We start from the raw sequence: 18,707 nt of genomic DNA on the forward strand, positions 1-18,707 counted from the left end.
TCTTGATGTTCATCACATTCAATTGTTCACTGCCCTAGAAAACTACATTTTTGCTCAAAATAATTAACATGAGTAAAAACATTCGCTTCTTTTTGATCTTTATCCTGGGATTTGTAATCTATTATTTCTTTGACCTGTTTTACTTTAAAAGTATACAACATTTTATAAAAGAGTTATTTCACAGTAAGGCTGCAGCCCATGTATTAGCATATTCCGTTACTTTGATTCCCATAATCATTACTTTGAAAGTTTTATTTCCCAAAAAGAAAATCTTTAATCTGCTTTCTCTAGACCAAAGTATTTTTAAAGGCTTTACCCTAGCTTTCATTGGAACACTTCCCATTTTAATTGGATATATAATACATTTTAAAATAGCAAATACCATTAGCGTTGAATCACTTTTCATTAATACTATTTCATCAGCCTTTTTTGAAGAAATCATATTCAGAGCTTTTCTTATTGGAATATTATATAGATTTACTAAACTCGGATTTCTATCCTCTATTTTATTTGGATCCTTACTATTTGCGCAGGTTCATTTATATCAAAGTCAAAATACTGTAGAGCTTATGGAGATATTCACCATTACATTTTTAGGGTCCGCATTTTTCACCTGGGTATATTTTGAACAAGATTTCAATATTTGGACTGCTATATTTTTACATTGTTTTATGAACCTGTATTGGGAAGTTTTCAATGTATCAGAGAATGTTTCCGGAAACCTTTATGGGAATCTTTATAAATTTTTATCCATAATTCTTATTATAGGAATCGTGGTATACAATAAAAAGAAGAAGAAAAAACCATTTCAGATCACTTGGAAAAGTCTTTTTATAAAAACTAGAGAAGTTCAATCATAAATTTTACATAATTTTGCAAAATGTTGATAGAAAGCTTTCAAAACGAAAAAATAAAAAATGTCACTAAGCTCCTTACTGACAACAGGTTTCGCAAAAAATCAAAAGTATTTGTTGTAGAAGGACAGCAGGAAAATGCAAGAGCCATACAATATGATTTTGAACCCGTAGAATTCTTTATCTGTGAAAATATCTTTAAACGAAAGCTTCCCGAAGGAAGAATCCACTTGGTAAGCGATAAAGTATATGAAAAAATAGCTTACAGAGGAAGTTCCGAAGGAATTATTGGCGTATACCAAACAAAAGAAAGCCCACTTTCATCTTATGTTCCAAAAGATAATGCGACCATTATCATCGTGGAAGGAGTAGAAAAACCAGGAAATTTAGGTGCTATTCTGAGAAGCTGTGAAGCCTTTGGGATTGATGCGTTGATTGTTGCTGATGGAAAAACAGACTTCTATAACCCTAATGTGATCAGATCCAGTGTAGGATGCCTCTTCGGAATGGAAGTTTATCAGGCTGAAAACGAGGAAACATTTGAATTTCTTAAGAAAAACAGTTTCAATATCTATACAACATTGATGGATGAAACTGCTGAAGACCTCTACAAAAGAGATTTCACACAACGTTCTGCTGTTTTATTTGGTACAGAACATTCCGGATTAAGTGATTTCTGGATTGGAAAAGGGAAAAACACTCTGATTCCGATGGCTGGAAGCATAGATTCTTTGAACTTAAGCAATGCCGTAGCGATCACATGCTATGAATCTTTAAGACAAAAGAAAGGATAAACACTAAGGGAATATAGCCACGCTATATTCCTTTATTTATTACAAGTCTTATTCATTTAACAAATAGGGTAAAGGTTGACTATAAAACATAAAAAAACCGTTTCACAGGGAAACGGTTCTTTTATTTTTAAGCTAAGCTAAGCTAAGCTAAAATTATTTTTTAGTAGCATCTTTAGCAGCTTCAGCAGCTCCTTTAGCAGCATCAGCAGCTCCTTTAGCAGCGTCAGCAGCACCTTTAGCAGCATCTTTAGCAACTTCAGCTCCAGCAGCAGTAGTAGCAGCAGCAGCATCTTTAGTAGCTTCTACAGCAGTAGTTGCAGCAGAATCAACAACTTTAGCAGCAGAATCAGATACGTTAGCAGCAGAATCAACTACAGTAGCAGTAGCAGAATCAGTTGTACCTTCAGTAGCAGTAGCGTCAGTTTTTTTACAAGCAACTAAAGAGATTGCAGCGATAGCAGCTACGAATAATGACTTTTTCATAATAAATTAAATTTAATTTTGTTAATATTGTTTTATAAAATTTTCTTCTGTTCTGTTATTTGAACAAGACAAAGGTAGAGCAGTTAGAAAATTTGTCTATGAAAAATAATTGTAATACCTTTGTAAAATAGTTTTACAAAAAAACATAACTGATAATCAACAATTTAATTATTTTAAAAAAAATTGACAGATTTAGATCTATTACACTTTGAACAGCTAAAAAAGGATGTCCAAGGTCAATATTTAAAAGAATATACCCCTTCGCAGGATGACATATCCAAGTGGAAGGGTATAGATATCATATATTTCCAGGAAGACCTTCGAAAAAAAGCGAAAGGTAACATCAGCGAAAAATCATTTTACACCTATTTTAAAACTTCACCGGTTACTAAATTACCAAGAATTGATATGCTCAATTTATTGAGTATTTATGCGGGTTACGACTCTTGGTATGAATTCAAGAAACAACATCTTTTTGCCGGAGAATTATTATTGGAAAATGAAAATCTGGAAGAGGAAGATATTCATGAACTCGAAAAAACAGTTTCTACAGCTCCTGAACTTCCAAAAAATGAATTTCAGCTTAAAAAAGTTGATATTCAGACCCCACAAAACACTGATTTACAAAAAACAAATACTGATTATCAAGAAGTTAATAAAAAACAAACAACAAGCAGCGAGGCTGAAATTTTCACACCTCCAGCGAAGAAAAATTTCTTCAAAAAGAATGCTTGGGCACTTATTACCTCAGTTTTAATTGCAATAACAGGTTTGTTAGGATTCAAAGACGTACTTTTTTCAAAAACTTACACGTATTGCTTCATTGATAAGGACAGAGGAACTTCAGTGATCAATACATTAGAAATAATGGTCATCAAGGAAAACGAATCTCCTTTGATGTATAAAATAAAGCCCGGTGAATGTTTTTCGTATTCTACTAAAGATAAAAATCTTAAAATGAAGATCAGTGCCGCATTCTATGAACCATTAGAAGTCAACAGAAACCTGGAGAATGCTCCTGAAGAAGAAAAAATAGAACTTAAGCCTGATGATTATAAGATGGCTGCTTATTATTTCTCAAGAAAAGACATCACAGGAAACTCAGAAGAACAGGTTGCCCTAATTAAGCAGAAAAGAAATCAGCTTGAAAACCTGATCAGCAACAATGCTGTTATATATCAAGTGTATGACAATAACACTTATGGAATTGAAAAAATAGACAAACAAAAGTATATCACCCTCGTTACTACCCCTACTACATCCCTGAAAAATCTGAATGTAATAGAAATGAAAAAAGACAACGGTAAGATCGTATCCATTAAATTCAAAATTGCGACTACAGATGAAAAAAATAAATAACTTTTTACTACTCTCTATACTTCTGACTTTATTTTTTGCCTGTAATAAAAAAGCAGAAGCTAGTGATCTTGATAAACTAAGAAACAGCAATAACACGAAAAGTTATCCGGCTGTACAAATGGATAGTATGCAAGCTATCAATTCTATTACTAAACAAAAAGTTCAGGAACTCCTTGATCTTTCCACACTTTATGTAAGCGGAAACAGAAACACAGAAGTAGACAGCTTTATTTATTCCCAAATGGAAAGCTACTTCCACAAACCGGATTCTCTTACTTTTAAAAGAATGTTTAAGGAACTGGACAGCATGAAAGTGAAGGCAGCCAAAGTAAATTCATTGAACGTGTATAAGGAATTCTATAAGAAAGATACTCTAGACTATGCCAAATTCAACGTAGAATACTTTGATGATAAGAATAAGTCTTTAGGGAGTTTTGAGAAGAATGCACAGTATATACTGCTATCAACATCCAAGTTGAAAAAAGAATTTAAGTTCTATTTCTTAGATTTTTATTCTAAACCGCTTAAAAAGGATAGTACTTCTGTAGGAGTAACCAAGTAGTCTAAGGGAATATCATTCTCCCAGACATCATCAATAGATTTATCGGGGTCAAAATAGTTGACTCCGATTTTTTTTGTCTTCAAGGAAATACTTTGAAAAAGCCCGTCATAAAAACCTTTTCCATACCCTACCCTGTTTCCATTTTTATCGCAATACAAAAGCGGTGTGATAACGTAATCAAAATGATTTTCTCCCGAATCTTCATTAGAAACAGGTTCAGAAATTCCCCATTGACTGGTTTCAAAAGCCGTATCCTCAAAAATCTCAATATTTATAAGTTCATCTCCTACAATCTTAGGTACAAAAACACGAATATTATGCTCAAAAAAATATTTGATGAAGATTTCTGTATTAACTTCCTTTTTAGATAAAATAGGCAGGAAAACATGAACTTTTTGACTTTCTTTAGGGTTAAAATACCCGATAAAGTTTTCAAAGATCTTTTCAGATAACAAGAAAGCCTCATCAGTAGATAAGGCTTTTCTTTTTTGTGTATATTCTTTTCTAAGTTCAGCTTTTAACATCATTAAATATAATTAAAATAATCTTACCGAACCATTCTATTGCCAGGTTATGCGTTTTCAGCAGGCTGCAATATTTTATATAATTTGTCTGACAAACGGATTCTGAAAGGAATTTCAAAGGTGATCTGATCTCCTTTTTTCGCTGTTTCACATGGACCTCCATTAGCAAAAATTTCAGTAATTGTAAGTTCCTGTTCTCCAGTTGTAGGACCTGAAACTAAAACTTTATCTCCAATTGACAAGTCTTGATTTTCAATTAAAAACTGTCCTATTTTTGATTTTGAATAATAGTGCTCAGCTTTTCCAACCAATACTTTTTTAACGGCAATTTTCTGTCTGATATTCTTTGTTTCAGCCTTTGCTAAAGGTTGAGTAGATAAATCTCCTGAATTTTTAAATTTCAAAGCATCAGATTTACCTTTTCTGAAAACTTTATTTCCAACTTGTAATCCTTTTCTGAGCTTCACCTGCTCTTCCCAAGGCAAATGAATGGTTTCCAGACATTCAGTAGAACAAGTATTTTCCATAGCAGCCTTACATTCATCACACTGGATAAATAGCAGATGACAAGCATCATTTGCACAATTTGTATGGTTATCACAAGGCTTTCCACATTGGTGGCATTGAGAAATAATATCGTCAGTAATTCTTTCGCCTAATCGGTGATCAAATACAAAGTTTTTACCAATGAATTTACTCTCTATTCCTTCTTCTTTGATCTGTCGTGTATATTCAATGATACCACCTTCAAGCTGGTAAACATTTTTAAAGCCCTGATGCTTGAAATAGGCACTCGCTTTTTCACAACGAATTCCCCCTGTACAATACATCAAAAGGTTTTTATCTTCTTTAAAATCCTGTAATTGCTCGTTGATAATTGGTAAACTTTCTCTGAAGTTCTCAACGTCAGGAGTGATGGCTCCTTCAAAGTGCCCTACTTCACTTTCGTAATGGTTTCTGAAATCCACAACAATAGTATTCGGATCATCAAGCATATTATTGAATTCCTGTGCTTTCAAGTGAATTCCCTTGTTGGTAACATCGAAGGTATCATCATTCAGACCATCAGCAACAATTTTATTTCTTACTTTAATGGTAAGTTTTAAAAAGGAATAATTGTCCTGATCTACCGCCACATTTAAGCGGATTCCTTTCATAAAGTCATATACTTCCAGCGTATCACGAAAAGCCTCAAACTGATCTGCAGGAACACTCATCTGAGCATTAATTCCTTCATGGGCAACATAAATACGACCTAATGCATCAAGGGCATTCCAGGCTATAAATAAATCGTCACGAAATTTTTTGGGATCTTCAATTTTGGCATACGCATAGAAAGACAATGTAAGGCGGTCCTTACCAGCTTCATCAATAAGTTTAGCTCTTTCTTCTGCGCTTAAGGTGTTATACAGTTGCATGCTATAAACGTTTTAAGTGAGAAAAATATTTTTGCAAAGATAGTCATTTTTAATAAATGATAAATCATGAGTAATTACAGCTTCGACGAATGGTCATTTTTTCATATTATTATATTCTGTAATCGTACCATTACAAGGTGATATTACGTCACATTTTCTTTAATAATTTTTTAATTTTTGTTAACTCTGGCATTAACAATTATGACATAATGTATAAAATGACATAATACCCGTTAAATTTTAGTTAAAATTGAAACATAGCATACTAATTGCTTACTTATTTAACATTAAATTTGTTTACTCAAAAACAATAATAAGAAATTAATTAATAAACAAGAAAGATATACAATGAAGAGTACTTTAAAAAAACTATTACCATTTGCAGTAGTCGGAGTAATCTCAGGAGCTACTACCGTTGGAGCTATACAATATTTTGGACATGGCTCTAATAATGGAGATCAATCTTATTTCACAACAGCAGCACCTACCGCATCATTTGCAGGTATGAATACAGGAGCTGTAGGTGATGATTTTGTAAAGGCAGCTAAGACAACTGTTCCGGCTGTAGTTACGATTAAAAATTACCAAAGCAGAACAGCAAGCAGAGCTTCTGAACAGGATTTATTTGATTTCTTCTTCGGAGATCCATTTGGAGGAAGAGGACAACAAAGACAAAAGCAACAGGCTCCGGAAAATATGCCTTCAGGAATGGGTTCCGGTGTCATCATCTCTCCTGATGGATATATCATCTCAAATAACCACGTTGTAGCAGGTGCCAATAAACTGGAAGTTGTACTAAGCAACAAAAAATCATATATCGCAACTTTAGTGGGAACTGACCCAAACACGGATATTTCTTTATTAAAGATTGAAGAAAAAGGGCTTCCTTACCTGAACTTTGCGAACTCTGACAATATTGACGTAGGACAATGGGTACTTGCCGTAGGAAACCCACTGGGATTAAATTCTACCGTAACAGCAGGTATTGTTTCTGCTAAAGGAAGAGGAATTGGTATTTTAGGAAGCCAGGGGAAAGCAAGTAACCCGATAGAAAGTTTTATTCAGACGGATGCTGCTATTAACCCGGGTAACTCTGGAGGTGCATTAGTAAATACTAATGGAGAACTTATAGGAATTAACTCTGCCATCCAGTCTACGACAGGATATTATCAGGGATACGGATTTGCCGTTCCATCTAACTTAGCAAGAAAAATCGTTGAGGATATCAAGAAGTTTGGTATCGTACAAAGAGGATTCTTAGGAGTTTCATCACTTGACCTTTCAAATGACCAGCAGGTTCAGGCTTATAACAAACAATACAAAACTACTATTAAATCAGGTAGCGGAGTGTATGTAACAGGATTTGGAGACAACAGTGGTGCTGAAGATGCAGGATTGAAAAAAGGAGATATCATTACGAAAATAGATAATTACGACATCACTGACTTTGCTGATCTTTCTATGTCTATTGGTAGCAAACGTCCTGGTGATAAAGTTCAGGTAACTTATTCAAGAAATGGCAAAGAGGCTACAACAAGTGTAACTTTAAGAGACCAGAAAGGAGGAACTTCTACCAGAACTAAAGCAGACCTTAGTGTAACTGAAAAAATCGGTGCTGAATTTGATCCTCTTAATGAAAGATTCAAAACGGAATACGGATTGAATAGCGGAGTAGTTACTAAAAATGTATCCGAAGGAGGTGAAATGGCTAAGATTGGAATCGTAGACAATTATATCATCATTGAGGTAAACGGTAAGCCGGTTAACTCACAAAAAGACATCGAAAGTATATTGAGTAAATACCAAGGAAATGTACAGGTGAAATTTGTAGATGATTATGGAAGAATGTACACTAAAGGATTTAAAATGCCTTAATCAAGAACTAAATAATAGTTATTTTCATATCACAAAGAAAACCGCTGCAAGTATTTGCAGCGGTTTTTGATTATTTATTGACGTAAGTCCAAGATTATAATTTGATGGGGTTTAAGATTAAAAAGTATGTACAAGTACTTTCTTCCTCATTAATTTTTTCTTAATTCCCTATACTCGAACTTAGGTTATTTAGGTTTATTTATTTTCTCGGAGATTCTTTTCTTTTTATTACGCTCATAGATTACTTCTACAATCTTACCGCCAATCCATGAAAACGGAAAAAAGGTAAGAAAGATCGAGATCTTATAGAATGTGGGATGATAAGGAAATATAATCACATCCAGCATGGCAATGAAAAGCATAATAAATCCAATCAGAATAGCATAGGCAACTTTGGCATATTTAACAATGATGGCGGTTGCAACACCTCCAATTGTTGTTCCCAGTCCGGAAATAAACAAAAGAAAGCCAAAAAACGCCTTATCATCCTTCATACTGAAAAGAAACCTTTGCCAATGCTCAAAAGGAGCAAAAGCCTCGAAAGTAACCCATTGCGGAAAAACCCTGATACCAAGGGTAATGATAAGCCCTGCTATACCAAGACCCACTAACACCGCAATTGTATTTCTTATAAAATTCATTAATCCTGATGTGCGATCATAGAAATTTCGATATCCACATTTTTAGGAAGGCAAGAAACCTGTACTGTCTCACGTGCAGGATAGCTTTCCGCATCTAAATATGAAGCATAAATATCATTCATTACCGCAAAATCATCCATACTCTTAAGGAAGATTGTTGCCTTTACAACGTTCTTGAAAGTCATTCCGGCTTCAGTAAGAATTGCCTCAAGGTTTTTCATTACCTGGTGCGTTTCTTTTTCAATTCCTTCTACCAGTTTACCAGTTGCAGGATCTACAGGAATCTGTCCGGAGATATACAAAACTCCATTCGCCATATTAGCTTGTGAATAAGGTCCGATAGCTGCAGGTGCATTCACCGTGTTGATTATTTGTTTCATATGCGGATATTTATTTTTTTATGCATGAAATTGCTATTATTCACTTAAAAAAAGTTATTCAACAGAAATTTCATTAAAGTTTATTTTGGTTGCAAATATAAAATTTATATTCACAAATGCCAATCTGATATTAGAAAGGTGCATTAGGCTGGGTAAAGCTTCTGTCTTTATACTTCAGCGCATCACTTAAGATATTGGCTTTGATACCGATAAAGAAGTCATACACTTTATACTGTCCGAATGGAACCCAGTTAAAATTAATTGTAAAACTTCGTTGATCCCTTGAAAAACCTATCCTTGTATAGGCAAGTTCTTTAGTCACCAGGTCATAATGCGTACTTCCGTTGATATTCCAGTAAGGGGTCAGCTTAATACTTCCGTCAAGACCTATCGATGCAATTTTGTTACCAAATCTGTTTAATCCTTTAGAATAAGCATAATTTGCATTCACATTCAATGTCCATGACTGATCAAAATGTGCATAATTATCATCATCAAAATAATAATTTTCATTTCTTACCTCTCCTTTTGAAGAGTACTTTTTAGCATAGTCTGTCTTTTCTCCAAAGATTTCACTGCTTAAAGGATATGAAAGCTGAACATTGAATCCCTGCACACTGAAATGTCCGAACTGCTCCGTTCTGATTCCAGTATTTTCTCCCGGATTAAAAGCAATCTTATAAGGCTCAAGAGTAAGGCTGGTGTTTACAGTAAGCTTACTATTAAAGAAAGATGATTGTCCGTTAATACTGAATAATGACCAAGGGTGATCTTTAGCTGCAAAGTTATAACCTCCCGTAACGTTTAAGGATTCGAAAATCTTTACTTTTTTCACACCGGTAGAATCGCTCTTAGACTTCACTTTCATTTCAATATTGTTTCCAATACTGAAGTTCAGTGCTCCAACAGGTCCCATTGACGGGCTTCCTACAATACCTTTTTCGAAGATTGAATAGGGAGTAAGTGCTCCGTTTGCATTATAATAGTTTCTATAATATCCAAAACCTGGGCTTGAGAAATCAGGAGAATAGCTAAATCCAATACTAGGAGTCACCATATGTCGTACAGCTTCTACTATAGATCCCTTTTTGAATTTCATCATCCCATACAAAGTTGTCTGAAGACTTGCCGTGGTTGTAAATGTAGAAAAACCTGTAAAATTCTTATTGATTTCATCTACAGTAACATTGTTCACAGGATCATAATATCTGTTCAGTGTTTTTGTAGTTAAAGCATTATCAATATTTGCACTTAAGCTGAAAGTAAAATATTTCGCCAATGTAGTGTTTGTAGCCAGGGAAATGTTATTCTTAAGCCCTGTCTGCATTTTGTCCCACATTTCCTTTTTGAATAATTCGTTTTCTTGAGTATTTACAAAATTGGTAAGGTTGAAACCTGTATTTACCGTAATATTTTCAATAAGCCCTTGTCTTACTCCGGTTTTTGATTTAAATAGATAAAATTGGTTAACAGCAACGTTCATCTGTGGTAAACGAAGGTCTGCCAATCCAGTAGCAAAGTTCTGAGAATATGAAGCGGTTCCTGTAATCGTTACCGGAAGCTTTAAAAACCTCTTGGTAAGGGTTACTGTTGAATTTTGCTGGGTATTCAGAACATTTTGGTTGAAAATATAATTGTTGTTAAGCGGGTTGTTATAGAACTTTGTACTTACAACATCCACCGAAGCACTGAATGTAAGGAAAGGATTTGCTTTAGAATCCTGCGAGTGGCTCCAATTGATTCTATACGTACTGTTTCTGCTGTAATCATCCAATCCTTTAATTCCTCTTACCATTGTTCCGATATCCGCATTAAAGGTTCCCGAATAACGGTACTTTTTCTGATAATTCATTTGCGGACGTATATTCCAGCTTCCTTTTGTATAAATATCTGCCAGTACTTTAAGATCAAAGTGCTCTCCTATCGGTTGGTAATATCCAATTCCATTCAGGAAGAAACCTACATCTTCTCTTTCCCCAAAACTTGGGATCAGAATCCCTGCTGCTCTTTTATCTGAGAATGGTAAAATGGCAAAAGGAAGATATAAAGGCGTAGGAACCTTTTCAATATACATTTGAATAGGACCTGTAACAATCTGAGATTTCTTCTTAGTTTTAATAAGCTTAATATAGTAAGCTCTCATAAAATAATCGGCTGCAGTGTCTTTTTTCTTTATGAAATAATCATCGGTTGTATAATCTGCGTTTCTCATTGCGAAAACGGTATCATTATACTTTTTAGTTTTCTGAGCGATGATTACCCCCTCACTTTCTTCTGTTCTTGCATTGAAAGCGATTGCCTGTTTTGTCTTTGTATTATAACTAAACTCGTTGGTTTCGTACTTCTTACCTGCCTGGGTAGTAATTACAGGTTCTATAATCTTTCCTAATGAGTCTTGTTTACCACGGGCATAGATCAGATTTTTATTATCATCAATAGAAATATAATCTGCATCGATCTGCATATCCTGGTATTTCACCTGAGCATTTTTGTTCAGGAACGTCATTTTCTTGGGGATATCTCTTCGCTGATCATCTGCTTTAGTGCGGAGTACGTCATCTAATGCTTCTTTTTTTGCGACTATGGTATCCTTTTTGGAAATAGTATCTTTAACCGCATTTTTAGGCAATTTTTCGGGCGTTTTCTGTGCTAAAAAATTGTTAAAAATTAGGATAATTAAAATTTGTAATATATTTTTGAGGACGGTTTTGGTCAATTTTATGCTATATAATTAAGGCCCAAAATTAATATAATTTTTATAACTGTAAGATGCACAAACAAAATTTTAAAATAATTTTATCATTTCTCCTTATTCTAATCAGTAACTTTATTTTCTCTCAAAAGAAGTTCACAATCGTTCTGGATGCAGGACACGGAGGAAGTGATCACGGAGCCAACAGGACTTATTCTGACATTGGAAGGGTGGCAGAAAAAGATGTTACACTGGCAATTACGCTAAAAGTAGGCGCCATGTTAGAAAAAAACAGAGACTTCAAAGTAATCTATACCCGAAAAATTGATGAATATCCATCTTTATCGGACAGAACAAACCTTGCCAACAGAAGTAAGGCGGATCTTTTTGTATCCATTCACTGTAATTCATCAGCAAGACCTACGGCTTATGGTACGGAAACTTATGTACAGGGACCGAACCAGAATAATGAAAATCTTGAGGTCGCAAAAAGAGAGAATGACGTAATCTTTTTGGATGAGAAAGATAAACAGACTTTCGGTTCTTACAATCCTGATTCTCCGGAGTCTTTGATTGCATTGAAACTTCAACAAAGTAAATATCTGGAATCCAGTCTTCTTTTGGGAGGTCTGGTAGAAGGTAACTTCGTTAATAAAGATAAAAGATTCTCAAGAGGGGTTTTCCAGAAGAACCTTCACGTTCTTCGTATGAATGCCATGCCTTCAGTACTTATTGAGACAGGATTTATTAATCACCCTGAAGAAAGTCACTATATAGCCTCTGAAAAAGGTCAGAATGAAATTTCTGAAAGTATCTACAATGCGATCATTGATTATAAAAAAGCAATCGATAGAAAATCTGGTGGATCTATTTCTTTCAAAAAACCTGAGCCTGAAAAACCAGCTGAAGTACCCTTGAAAAATGATTTCAGAATATTACTGATGAGCTCTCCTACCAAGTATAATGAAAATGATCCGGCGTTAAAAGGGCTTAGCTATATTCTTACCATTAAGGAAAACGGACAGTACAAATACTATTACGCTGTAACGAACATGGCTTCTGTAAAGGATATTAATCTTAAATCTGCCAAAGATGCAGGCTTCAGGAATGCTTTTGCTGTAGGATTCATGCCTAATCAGAAAATAAGCATGGGTTATTACACTCTTGAGGTTTATACGGGTGAAAAACTTAATGGAAATTCTTACATTCTTCAGAACCTTAAAGATGTGGAAAGAGAGAAGGACAATGGGGTTTTCTATTATACCTACGGTAAAGTATATACTTTAGAGGATGCTGTAAAATTACAGAAAGAAGTTGAAGCAAAAGGAATTAAAAATACGGTGATTCAAAAAGTTTATAAATAATTAAAAATAATTTTGAGGTTTAAAAACTTTTTTCTAGTTTTGCGATCTCAAAATTTGGCCTATTCGTCTAGTGGTCAGGACTCAAGATTTTCATTCTTGCAACAGGGGTTCGATTCCCCTATAGGCTACAAAAAGCTATATATAGCTTTACACAAAATTAGCTAAAACCCCTTTTAAACAATGTTTATCAGGGGTTTTTATTTTTAATAATGTAAGGTGATGTAAAGCACTTTTTGTCCCTAAGATGTCCCCCCCATACTGTGAATTAAAAAATATTTTTATATTAGTAACCTAAATTATAAACATTAAATGAAAAACAAAATTATTTTAAAGCTATTCTTTCTGATAGCAATCATACCCTCACTCTACTCTTGCATTCATGATGAAGTATCTTCAGCATCTGAAATACAAAATCAAGAATACACCTCCAAAAGTCTTTGGAAAGAAGATGAAAAGTATATCAAAAACGTAAAGGCTGTCTTTGATGAGTATGCAGATAAAAGTTACTTTACAGCAAACTTTGGTACTATAAACTGGGATTATGCACTCACGATGGGTAATTTTGATGAAAGCTACTTAGAAACTCCTGTTATTAAAAACAGGAAAGTGAACTTTGTTCTTGTCGCATATAGAGAAGGTGACAGAGTCTTTTTTAAAAGAAAAGATGAAAGAGAATCAAACGATTTTTTTAACATTCTAGTATTTAAAGACAGAAAAGAATTAAAAGGAAAAATTGTAGGCAATGCTTCTCAAAACAGTAAAAGGCAATTATGCTATACTGTAGAAGTCACATGGACATGGACTAATGATGATGGGAGCACAGGAGAAACCTTTTCCTACAATAATACAATATGCAAAAGTACAGGTCCTTATTTACCCTGCCAAAGTGTAGAACCAAATAATAATTGTGGAGGTGCCACGGGAGGAGGTATGCCTAGCGGAGGAGGAGGAAATCTTGGCGGATATCCGTACACTCCTGATTTTAAAGAATTTACCGATAATTGTGCAAAAGTAAAGACTCTAAGAAATAATGCAACGTTTAAAAGTAATGTTATCAATTTAGAAGGGAAAACGGGTCTAAAAGGAGAAACCGGTTATATCCAAAGAGCTGATGGAAATTATACTTACAAAGATACAGCAGGGCAAAGTGAAACTTCCAATACTCTTTCGCTCCCAGATCCAGATTCACCAGAAAATAAAAATATAATAGCGTATATCCATACACATATTAATGACAATACATATATTGATGAAAATGGAGATGAGATAATAAGAACAGGAATAAAAATGTTTTCCCCAGCTGATATAGCCTATTTTATGGATATGCTTAGAAATGCTAAAGAACAAGGAAGACCATTATCCGATGTATATGCTGTAATGGTAACAAGCAAAGGAAATTACCAAATTCGATTTACAGGAAATCAGTATCAGATTAAAAGCTTCACAAAACAAGAAGTTGAAAACTTCACAAAAGAGTTTCCAATATTTATGGCTAAATATAACAATGATTTAGAAACTGGATTTTTGAATTTTATTAGTGAAAAAATGAATGTAAAGGCAACTAACCTTTACAAAATGGATTCCAATGGCACAAATTATGAAATAAAATTAACTGCTGAAAAAGCTAAAGTAACTACTGGATGCCCAAGTTAATAATTAAAAAATAAAAAATAATGAAAAATATATTAAGTATTATTTGCTTTGCAATTTTCACGTCGTGTATAGGACAAACTGTTTCACTTGAAACAATGGCGCAATGCGAGCCAGGAAGTTGCCCAACAGCAACATATGTGAAAGATATTAATAATTTATTGAACAATTATGTAGGAACGTGGAAAGGCACACGTGATGGTAAAAATTATGAATTCAATTTTGTTAAAAAAGAAAACTTTGGTTTAGAAAACAATTTGAAAGCAGATAGACTCATAGGTACATTAAAAATCATTAATTCCAACGGTGCTGTAGAATATGATAGTTTCAATAAACAAGATAGTGAAACGGATTTTTTTGGAAACAATTTTCAAAAAGATTTAAAAGCATATATGGTGCGTTTTGCTGGAGGAAAATTAGGATGTATAGACTATGGATATGTCTATTTAAGAATCAAACCAGAGACACAGAATAATATGAGCATTTTGTTTCTCCCTGACAATGATATAGTTAAACAAGACTGTAGTAATTTTAAAACCACAATACCAACTAGTAAAGTCATCAATTTAACAAGACAGTAAAAAAAATAAAATAAATTATCATAAATTTTCTGAGATAAAACATAAAATGATTGGCTCTACCACAGGCAGGTAAAGCCAATCATTTTAATTTTATAGTGATACAAACGATTGACTTTTCACTATATACATTATTGAATAATCAATCATTTACATGATTCTGTATCTTGTATACCATCATCTACCACCCCATAAAATAACTGTTCAAATTTCCTATCTAAAAGGTCTTTAAAATAAGCTTTTGTCTGCAACATATCATTATCTACCAATAACTTTTGAAACGTTTGTTTAGTCCTATTAATATTAGGCTTACCTTTTAGATCGCCAAAATGAGGGCTCTAAATAATTTCCAATCGCTTGTTTTACATTTTCTGCCAGACCTTCTTTTTGATTTCTGTTATCTGTCAAAATAAAATTATCCATTTTCTCACAAAAATATGCGTACAATTTCTCTATACTTCTATCAGCAAGTAAATCATCAAACCGAGTTATACACAGTTCCCTTAAATGGTTAGACTTTAACACAATCTCAACCCTCATAATATTAGTATGTAAATGCTTTTGTTTCTTCTTACTGTACACCTTAAAGCCAAATTTGCTATGTAAGAATTTTACAAAGCCTGTATTAGTATCATTATAATTACTCATTGGAGCTTTATAATTATACAGCAGGAAATTATAGTTAATATAATCGTCTGGATCACATTCCACTTTTAAATTGAAACCGAACTCAAGCTCTGTAATGGTCGCATCATTTAAATCCAGACCTTCAAAAAAATCCTGCAATGTTTCCAATGATTGTAAAACCTCAGCATAGTAGAAATCATTATAGTTATTATCCAATAAATGACTGTAATCATTATCGTCTTTCCTGCTACTTAAATCATTATGCATTAAATGATTAAAATACTTATGCATAGAACCTTCTAAAACCGCCATTTTTTCGCTTATCCTCAATTTAAGATTCTCTATATCAGCAATTATAGGATAGGTCGTAAATGAGGCTTTATTTTCCGTTAATTGCTTTTTTTGTAAAGCAGGAATATTTTTCCTAAAAACATCTAAACATTTCTCTATTAAAGTTTTTCGTCTGGATTCTGCAACATTTGTAGTTATGTGTTTTCTCTGTACAGTAGGAAATTTATCCCCATTAGCATTTAACCACTTTTCTACAATGGTTTTATCTTTAAATTGTAGTTTTATATTATCTAACATTATAAGCGGTTTTATGGTTATACAAAAACTTACATCACTATTTTTAATGAAAACAGTATCATTAGCTCCCGTTTCTTTTAATTTGCATATATCTGTCTGAACATAATTATTTGATTTTTAAGCAATAGAAATCCTATACAAAGGAATTTTCCATTGCTGATTATAGCTTAACTTTAAAATTTTAGTTTGAAAGTTTGAAAGAATCTAGAATGTTCAGACTTTTTTAGATTATAATTCTAAAACCTTATATTATATCGGCTTTGAATAGTTTGTTAAGATTTATTCATAATATTTCATTTGATATTGGTGCATTAATTAAAATTTGTTTATCTAAAGCATGTTAAGCGTTACAAAATTTCCCTGAATTACTAATAAAATTCAACACATCACTTTTTCTGTAAAGATAATTTCTCCCTGATTTACCAAAAGGTTTTAAAATGCCCTTTTTGCGCCAATCAATAATAGTAGGTCTTGATTTTCTCGTAAGCTTACATACTTCATTCGTTAATAAATATTCTTCTTCCGCATTTGAAGAGACTTTTTCAATACTTTCTATTTAGAAAGAATTACATTCATTTTCTCGTCAGAAGTACTCATTGAAGAGAAAGCTGCTAAAAACTGTGTGAGCGCAGTAATAACATTTGAGTTTTCAATGTTTTTGTTCATTATTTTATTAATTATCATTTTCTGCATAACAAATTTTTGGGTATAAAAAAAAGACCCCCTCATTCAAAAAGGTCTTTGATCTATCTTAAATTTTTATATGTCTATTGTTCTTTTTCTGCTATTATTTAATACAATTTAAAATTTAAGGACATAATTATCCTGTTAGACAATAAAACATCAATTATTGCCTTTAAAGCAGGAAACCTATGAATGCCAATGTAAAATTTATAGGTTTTTACATTATTTTGGCTTTTATTCGTCAAAATAATTAATAAAAGTCAAACTATATTATCTATTTGACAAAAATACCATTTAACTTTCTAACCAGCCACTTATCAGAAATCGTACCAAATTTATATTATTTCTGAATATTCGTATTTTATTTTACAATTGCTTGAAAGCGTTATATTATATGATACAACACACGTAAATAAACCATGATTATAATATTAGAAAAAAATGCTTATTTTTGCAACCACATATTTCTTTAAAGAGTTAAGATCAATTAAGGCACATGTCCCCAATTCATAAAAGAAAAATATAAATTATTGAATATTAATTAAATGGGTAAAGGGGTGATATCCCCCTATAGGATACAAAAAAAAGAGAAACGATACAGATCGTTTCTCCTTTTTATTTTAAATCAGTTAACCTAAATTTCAAAATATTACTCCTGTAGTTTGACATGCTAACTATACATTTTAGGGTTCCAGGAAGGTTCATATATAAGGAATCAGTCTCAAAATTTGGGAGCTAAGCAAAAAACATCTGCATACTTTTTATTAAATAAACACATTCTTTTAATTGCAAAGAAAGATGATTCAAATGTTTATTTCAGGAAACTAAGAAGGGCGACTCTATCGCTGAAAATCATTATGAATAAGCATTCGATTAGGAAGAATCAATGAAATTGATTCAACCCTTTGTTTTTAAGAATGTAAGATAAGGTTATGAAAACTTTGCGTTAAATTAAATTGAATAAATACAATATTATCCCCAGCTTTTGAGACTGATCTATAATAAGTATTAATAAAACGATTTATTATTTTATATATCTAATTATATTTACCATCAAATGCGAAAAATTTCATCACTACAGCATATTAGTAATGAAGGCGTTACAATTATTCAGGTAAAAATATCACAACTTTTTCTCTAAAAAACCATTCTATATTCGTTATATATCACAAAAGCATTATATTTGCAAAAGTTTTTTAACAACTATTAACCATAGATGGTCAAACAAATATGGTTACACAGATGAAAAATATTATTGATAACCCCCAGTCTGCAGGAAACTGTAGATTATCAAATTTTATATCATGCCGGATTTAAAGATACAAGAAGCGAAATTGCTTTTTAAGAAAATCCACTCTAACCCAAAAAGTTATGATTTACAAATCAATGAAGGCGGGATTACAGGCAGAGATGATAAAATAAGTTTCAGACTTTACAGGACCGGAGAAAGGGTTGCTTTTGAAGTAACAATAGATGAACTTACTTTCACCAATACTACTGGAGAATGGAACAACGCACTGATCATGCTGGGAAATACGATCAAAAAAATAGAGAAGGAACAAGAAAATTTAAAAATAGAACAAGCAATAGATAAGCTTAGAAAGTACCTTTCAGAAGAAAATTAAAATTTCTCA

At 32.8% G+C, this 18,707-nt stretch carries 18 protein-coding genes and 1 tRNA gene; 10 read left to right on the forward strand and 9 right to left on the reverse strand.

Annotation, left to right across the window (positions count from 1 at the left end):
• Window positions 1-178 precede the first annotated feature (178 nt).
• Entirely contained in the window at window positions 179-442 is a 264-nt protein-coding gene (locus AC5YGG_RS00555; protein WP_496142986.1) for a hypothetical protein, read from the reverse strand.
• On the opposite strand from AC5YGG_RS00555, the gene AC5YGG_RS00560 reads away from it, so the two are divergent.
• Together AC5YGG_RS00560 and AC5YGG_RS00565 are read left to right on the forward strand one after the other, a co-directional pair.
• Complete coding sequence (locus AC5YGG_RS00560; RefSeq protein WP_496142980.1) at window positions 441-860, forward strand: CPBP family glutamic-type intramembrane protease; 420 nt, start codon at window positions 441-443, stop codon at window positions 858-860. The two genes, AC5YGG_RS00555 and AC5YGG_RS00560, sit on opposite strands and share 2 nt — an antisense overlap.
• Before the next feature lie 20 nt (window positions 861-880).
• Window positions 881-1,648: a TrmH family RNA methyltransferase gene (locus AC5YGG_RS00565; protein WP_496142481.1), complete on the forward strand. Its 768-nt coding sequence runs from the start codon at window positions 881-883 to the stop codon at window positions 1,646-1,648.
• 153 nt (window positions 1,649-1,801) lie between these two features.
• Here the strand turns inward: AC5YGG_RS00565 and AC5YGG_RS00570 are convergent, their stop codons facing one another.
• Window positions 1,802-2,131 (reverse strand): hypothetical protein, encoded by a 330-nt coding sequence (locus AC5YGG_RS00570; protein ID WP_496142482.1) that lies wholly within the window; start codon window positions 2,129-2,131, stop codon window positions 1,802-1,804.
• A 183-nt stretch (window positions 2,132-2,314) separates the two neighbouring features.
• Here AC5YGG_RS00570 and AC5YGG_RS00575 point away from each other — a divergent pair, with 183 nt between their 5' ends.
• Together AC5YGG_RS00575 and AC5YGG_RS00580 are read left to right on the forward strand one after the other, a co-directional pair.
• On the forward strand, window positions 2,315-3,490 hold the full coding sequence (locus AC5YGG_RS00575; protein ID WP_496142483.1) for a hypothetical protein: 1,176 nt from the start codon (window positions 2,315-2,317) through the stop codon (window positions 3,488-3,490).
• Window positions 3,474-4,052 (forward strand): hypothetical protein, encoded by a 579-nt coding sequence (locus tag AC5YGG_RS00580; RefSeq protein WP_496142484.1) that lies wholly within the window; start codon window positions 3,474-3,476, stop codon window positions 4,050-4,052. The genes AC5YGG_RS00575 and AC5YGG_RS00580 overlap by 17 nt, the downstream gene beginning before the upstream one ends.
• On the opposite strand, the gene AC5YGG_RS00585 is transcribed toward AC5YGG_RS00580, so the two are convergent.
• Window positions 4,001-4,576 carry a 5-formyltetrahydrofolate cyclo-ligase gene (locus AC5YGG_RS00585; protein WP_496142981.1) on the reverse strand — a complete coding sequence of 192 codons (576 nt, stop codon included), beginning with the start codon at window positions 4,574-4,576 and terminating at the stop codon, window positions 4,001-4,003. The two genes, AC5YGG_RS00580 and AC5YGG_RS00585, sit on opposite strands and share 52 nt — an antisense overlap.
• A gap of 47 nt (window positions 4,577-4,623) precedes the next feature.
• Window positions 4,624-5,994: an oxygen-dependent tRNA uridine(34) hydroxylase TrhO gene (trhO, locus tag AC5YGG_RS00590; protein ID WP_496142485.1), complete on the reverse strand. Its 1,371-nt coding sequence runs from the start codon at window positions 5,992-5,994 to the stop codon at window positions 4,624-4,626.
• Window positions 5,995-6,342: 348 nt separating this feature from the next.
• Between trhO and AC5YGG_RS00595 the strand changes: the two genes are divergently transcribed.
• A complete protein-coding gene (locus AC5YGG_RS00595; protein WP_496142486.1) occupies window positions 6,343-7,869 on the forward strand; it encodes a trypsin-like peptidase domain-containing protein in 1,527 nt (508 codons plus the stop codon).
• Between the two features lie 185 nt (window positions 7,870-8,054).
• On the opposite strand, the gene AC5YGG_RS00600 is transcribed toward AC5YGG_RS00595, so the two are convergent.
• The 3 genes from AC5YGG_RS00600 to AC5YGG_RS00610 form a co-directional block, all read right to left on the reverse strand.
• Complete coding sequence (locus AC5YGG_RS00600) at window positions 8,055-8,510, reverse strand: hypothetical protein (protein WP_496142487.1); 456 nt, start codon at window positions 8,508-8,510, stop codon at window positions 8,055-8,057.
• On the reverse strand, window positions 8,510-8,890 hold the full coding sequence (locus AC5YGG_RS00605; protein ID WP_045491236.1) for a RidA family protein: 381 nt from the start codon (window positions 8,888-8,890) through the stop codon (window positions 8,510-8,512). Before AC5YGG_RS00605 ends, AC5YGG_RS00600 begins: the two co-directional genes overlap by 1 nt.
• 130 nt (window positions 8,891-9,020) lie before the next feature.
• Complete coding sequence (locus tag AC5YGG_RS00610) at window positions 9,021-11,606, reverse strand: putative LPS assembly protein LptD (RefSeq protein ID WP_496142488.1); 2,586 nt, start codon at window positions 11,604-11,606, stop codon at window positions 9,021-9,023.
• 53 nt (window positions 11,607-11,659) lie between these two features.
• Between AC5YGG_RS00610 and AC5YGG_RS00615 the strand changes: the two genes are divergently transcribed.
• From AC5YGG_RS00615 to AC5YGG_RS00630, 4 genes are all read left to right on the forward strand, one after another.
• Window positions 11,660-12,946, forward strand: coding sequence for an N-acetylmuramoyl-L-alanine amidase family protein (locus tag AC5YGG_RS00615; RefSeq protein ID WP_496142489.1), 1,287 nt, complete (start codon window positions 11,660-11,662; stop codon window positions 12,944-12,946).
• 56 nt (window positions 12,947-13,002) lie between these two features.
• A tRNA-Glu gene (locus tag AC5YGG_RS00620) sits at window positions 13,003-13,074 on the forward strand.
• 181 nt (window positions 13,075-13,255) lie between these two features.
• Window positions 13,256-14,599, forward strand: a complete 1,344-nt coding sequence (locus AC5YGG_RS00625) for a hypothetical protein (protein WP_496142490.1) — start codon at window positions 13,256-13,258, stop codon at window positions 14,597-14,599.
• A 20-nt stretch (window positions 14,600-14,619) separates the two neighbouring features.
• Complete coding sequence (locus AC5YGG_RS00630; protein WP_496142491.1) at window positions 14,620-15,177, forward strand: DUF6705 family protein; 558 nt, start codon at window positions 14,620-14,622, stop codon at window positions 15,175-15,177.
• Window positions 15,178-15,483: 306 nt separating this feature from the next.
• Here AC5YGG_RS00630 and AC5YGG_RS00635 read toward each other — a convergent pair whose 3' ends face one another.
• Entirely contained in the window at window positions 15,484-16,389 is a 906-nt protein-coding gene (locus tag AC5YGG_RS00635; RefSeq protein WP_496142492.1) for a hypothetical protein, read from the reverse strand.
• A gap of 340 nt (window positions 16,390-16,729) precedes the next feature.
• Complete coding sequence (locus AC5YGG_RS00640) at window positions 16,730-16,945, reverse strand: helix-turn-helix domain-containing protein (protein ID WP_496142982.1); 216 nt, start codon at window positions 16,943-16,945, stop codon at window positions 16,730-16,732.
• A 1,432-nt stretch (window positions 16,946-18,377) separates the two neighbouring features.
• Between AC5YGG_RS00640 and AC5YGG_RS00645 the strand changes: the two genes are divergently transcribed.
• Window positions 18,378-18,698, forward strand: coding sequence for a hypothetical protein (locus tag AC5YGG_RS00645; RefSeq protein WP_496142493.1), 321 nt, complete (start codon window positions 18,378-18,380; stop codon window positions 18,696-18,698).
• The last annotated feature ends 9 nt before the right edge of the window (window positions 18,699-18,707 follow it).

It is taken from the genome of Chryseobacterium sp. CS2K3 (assembly GCF_059515185.1).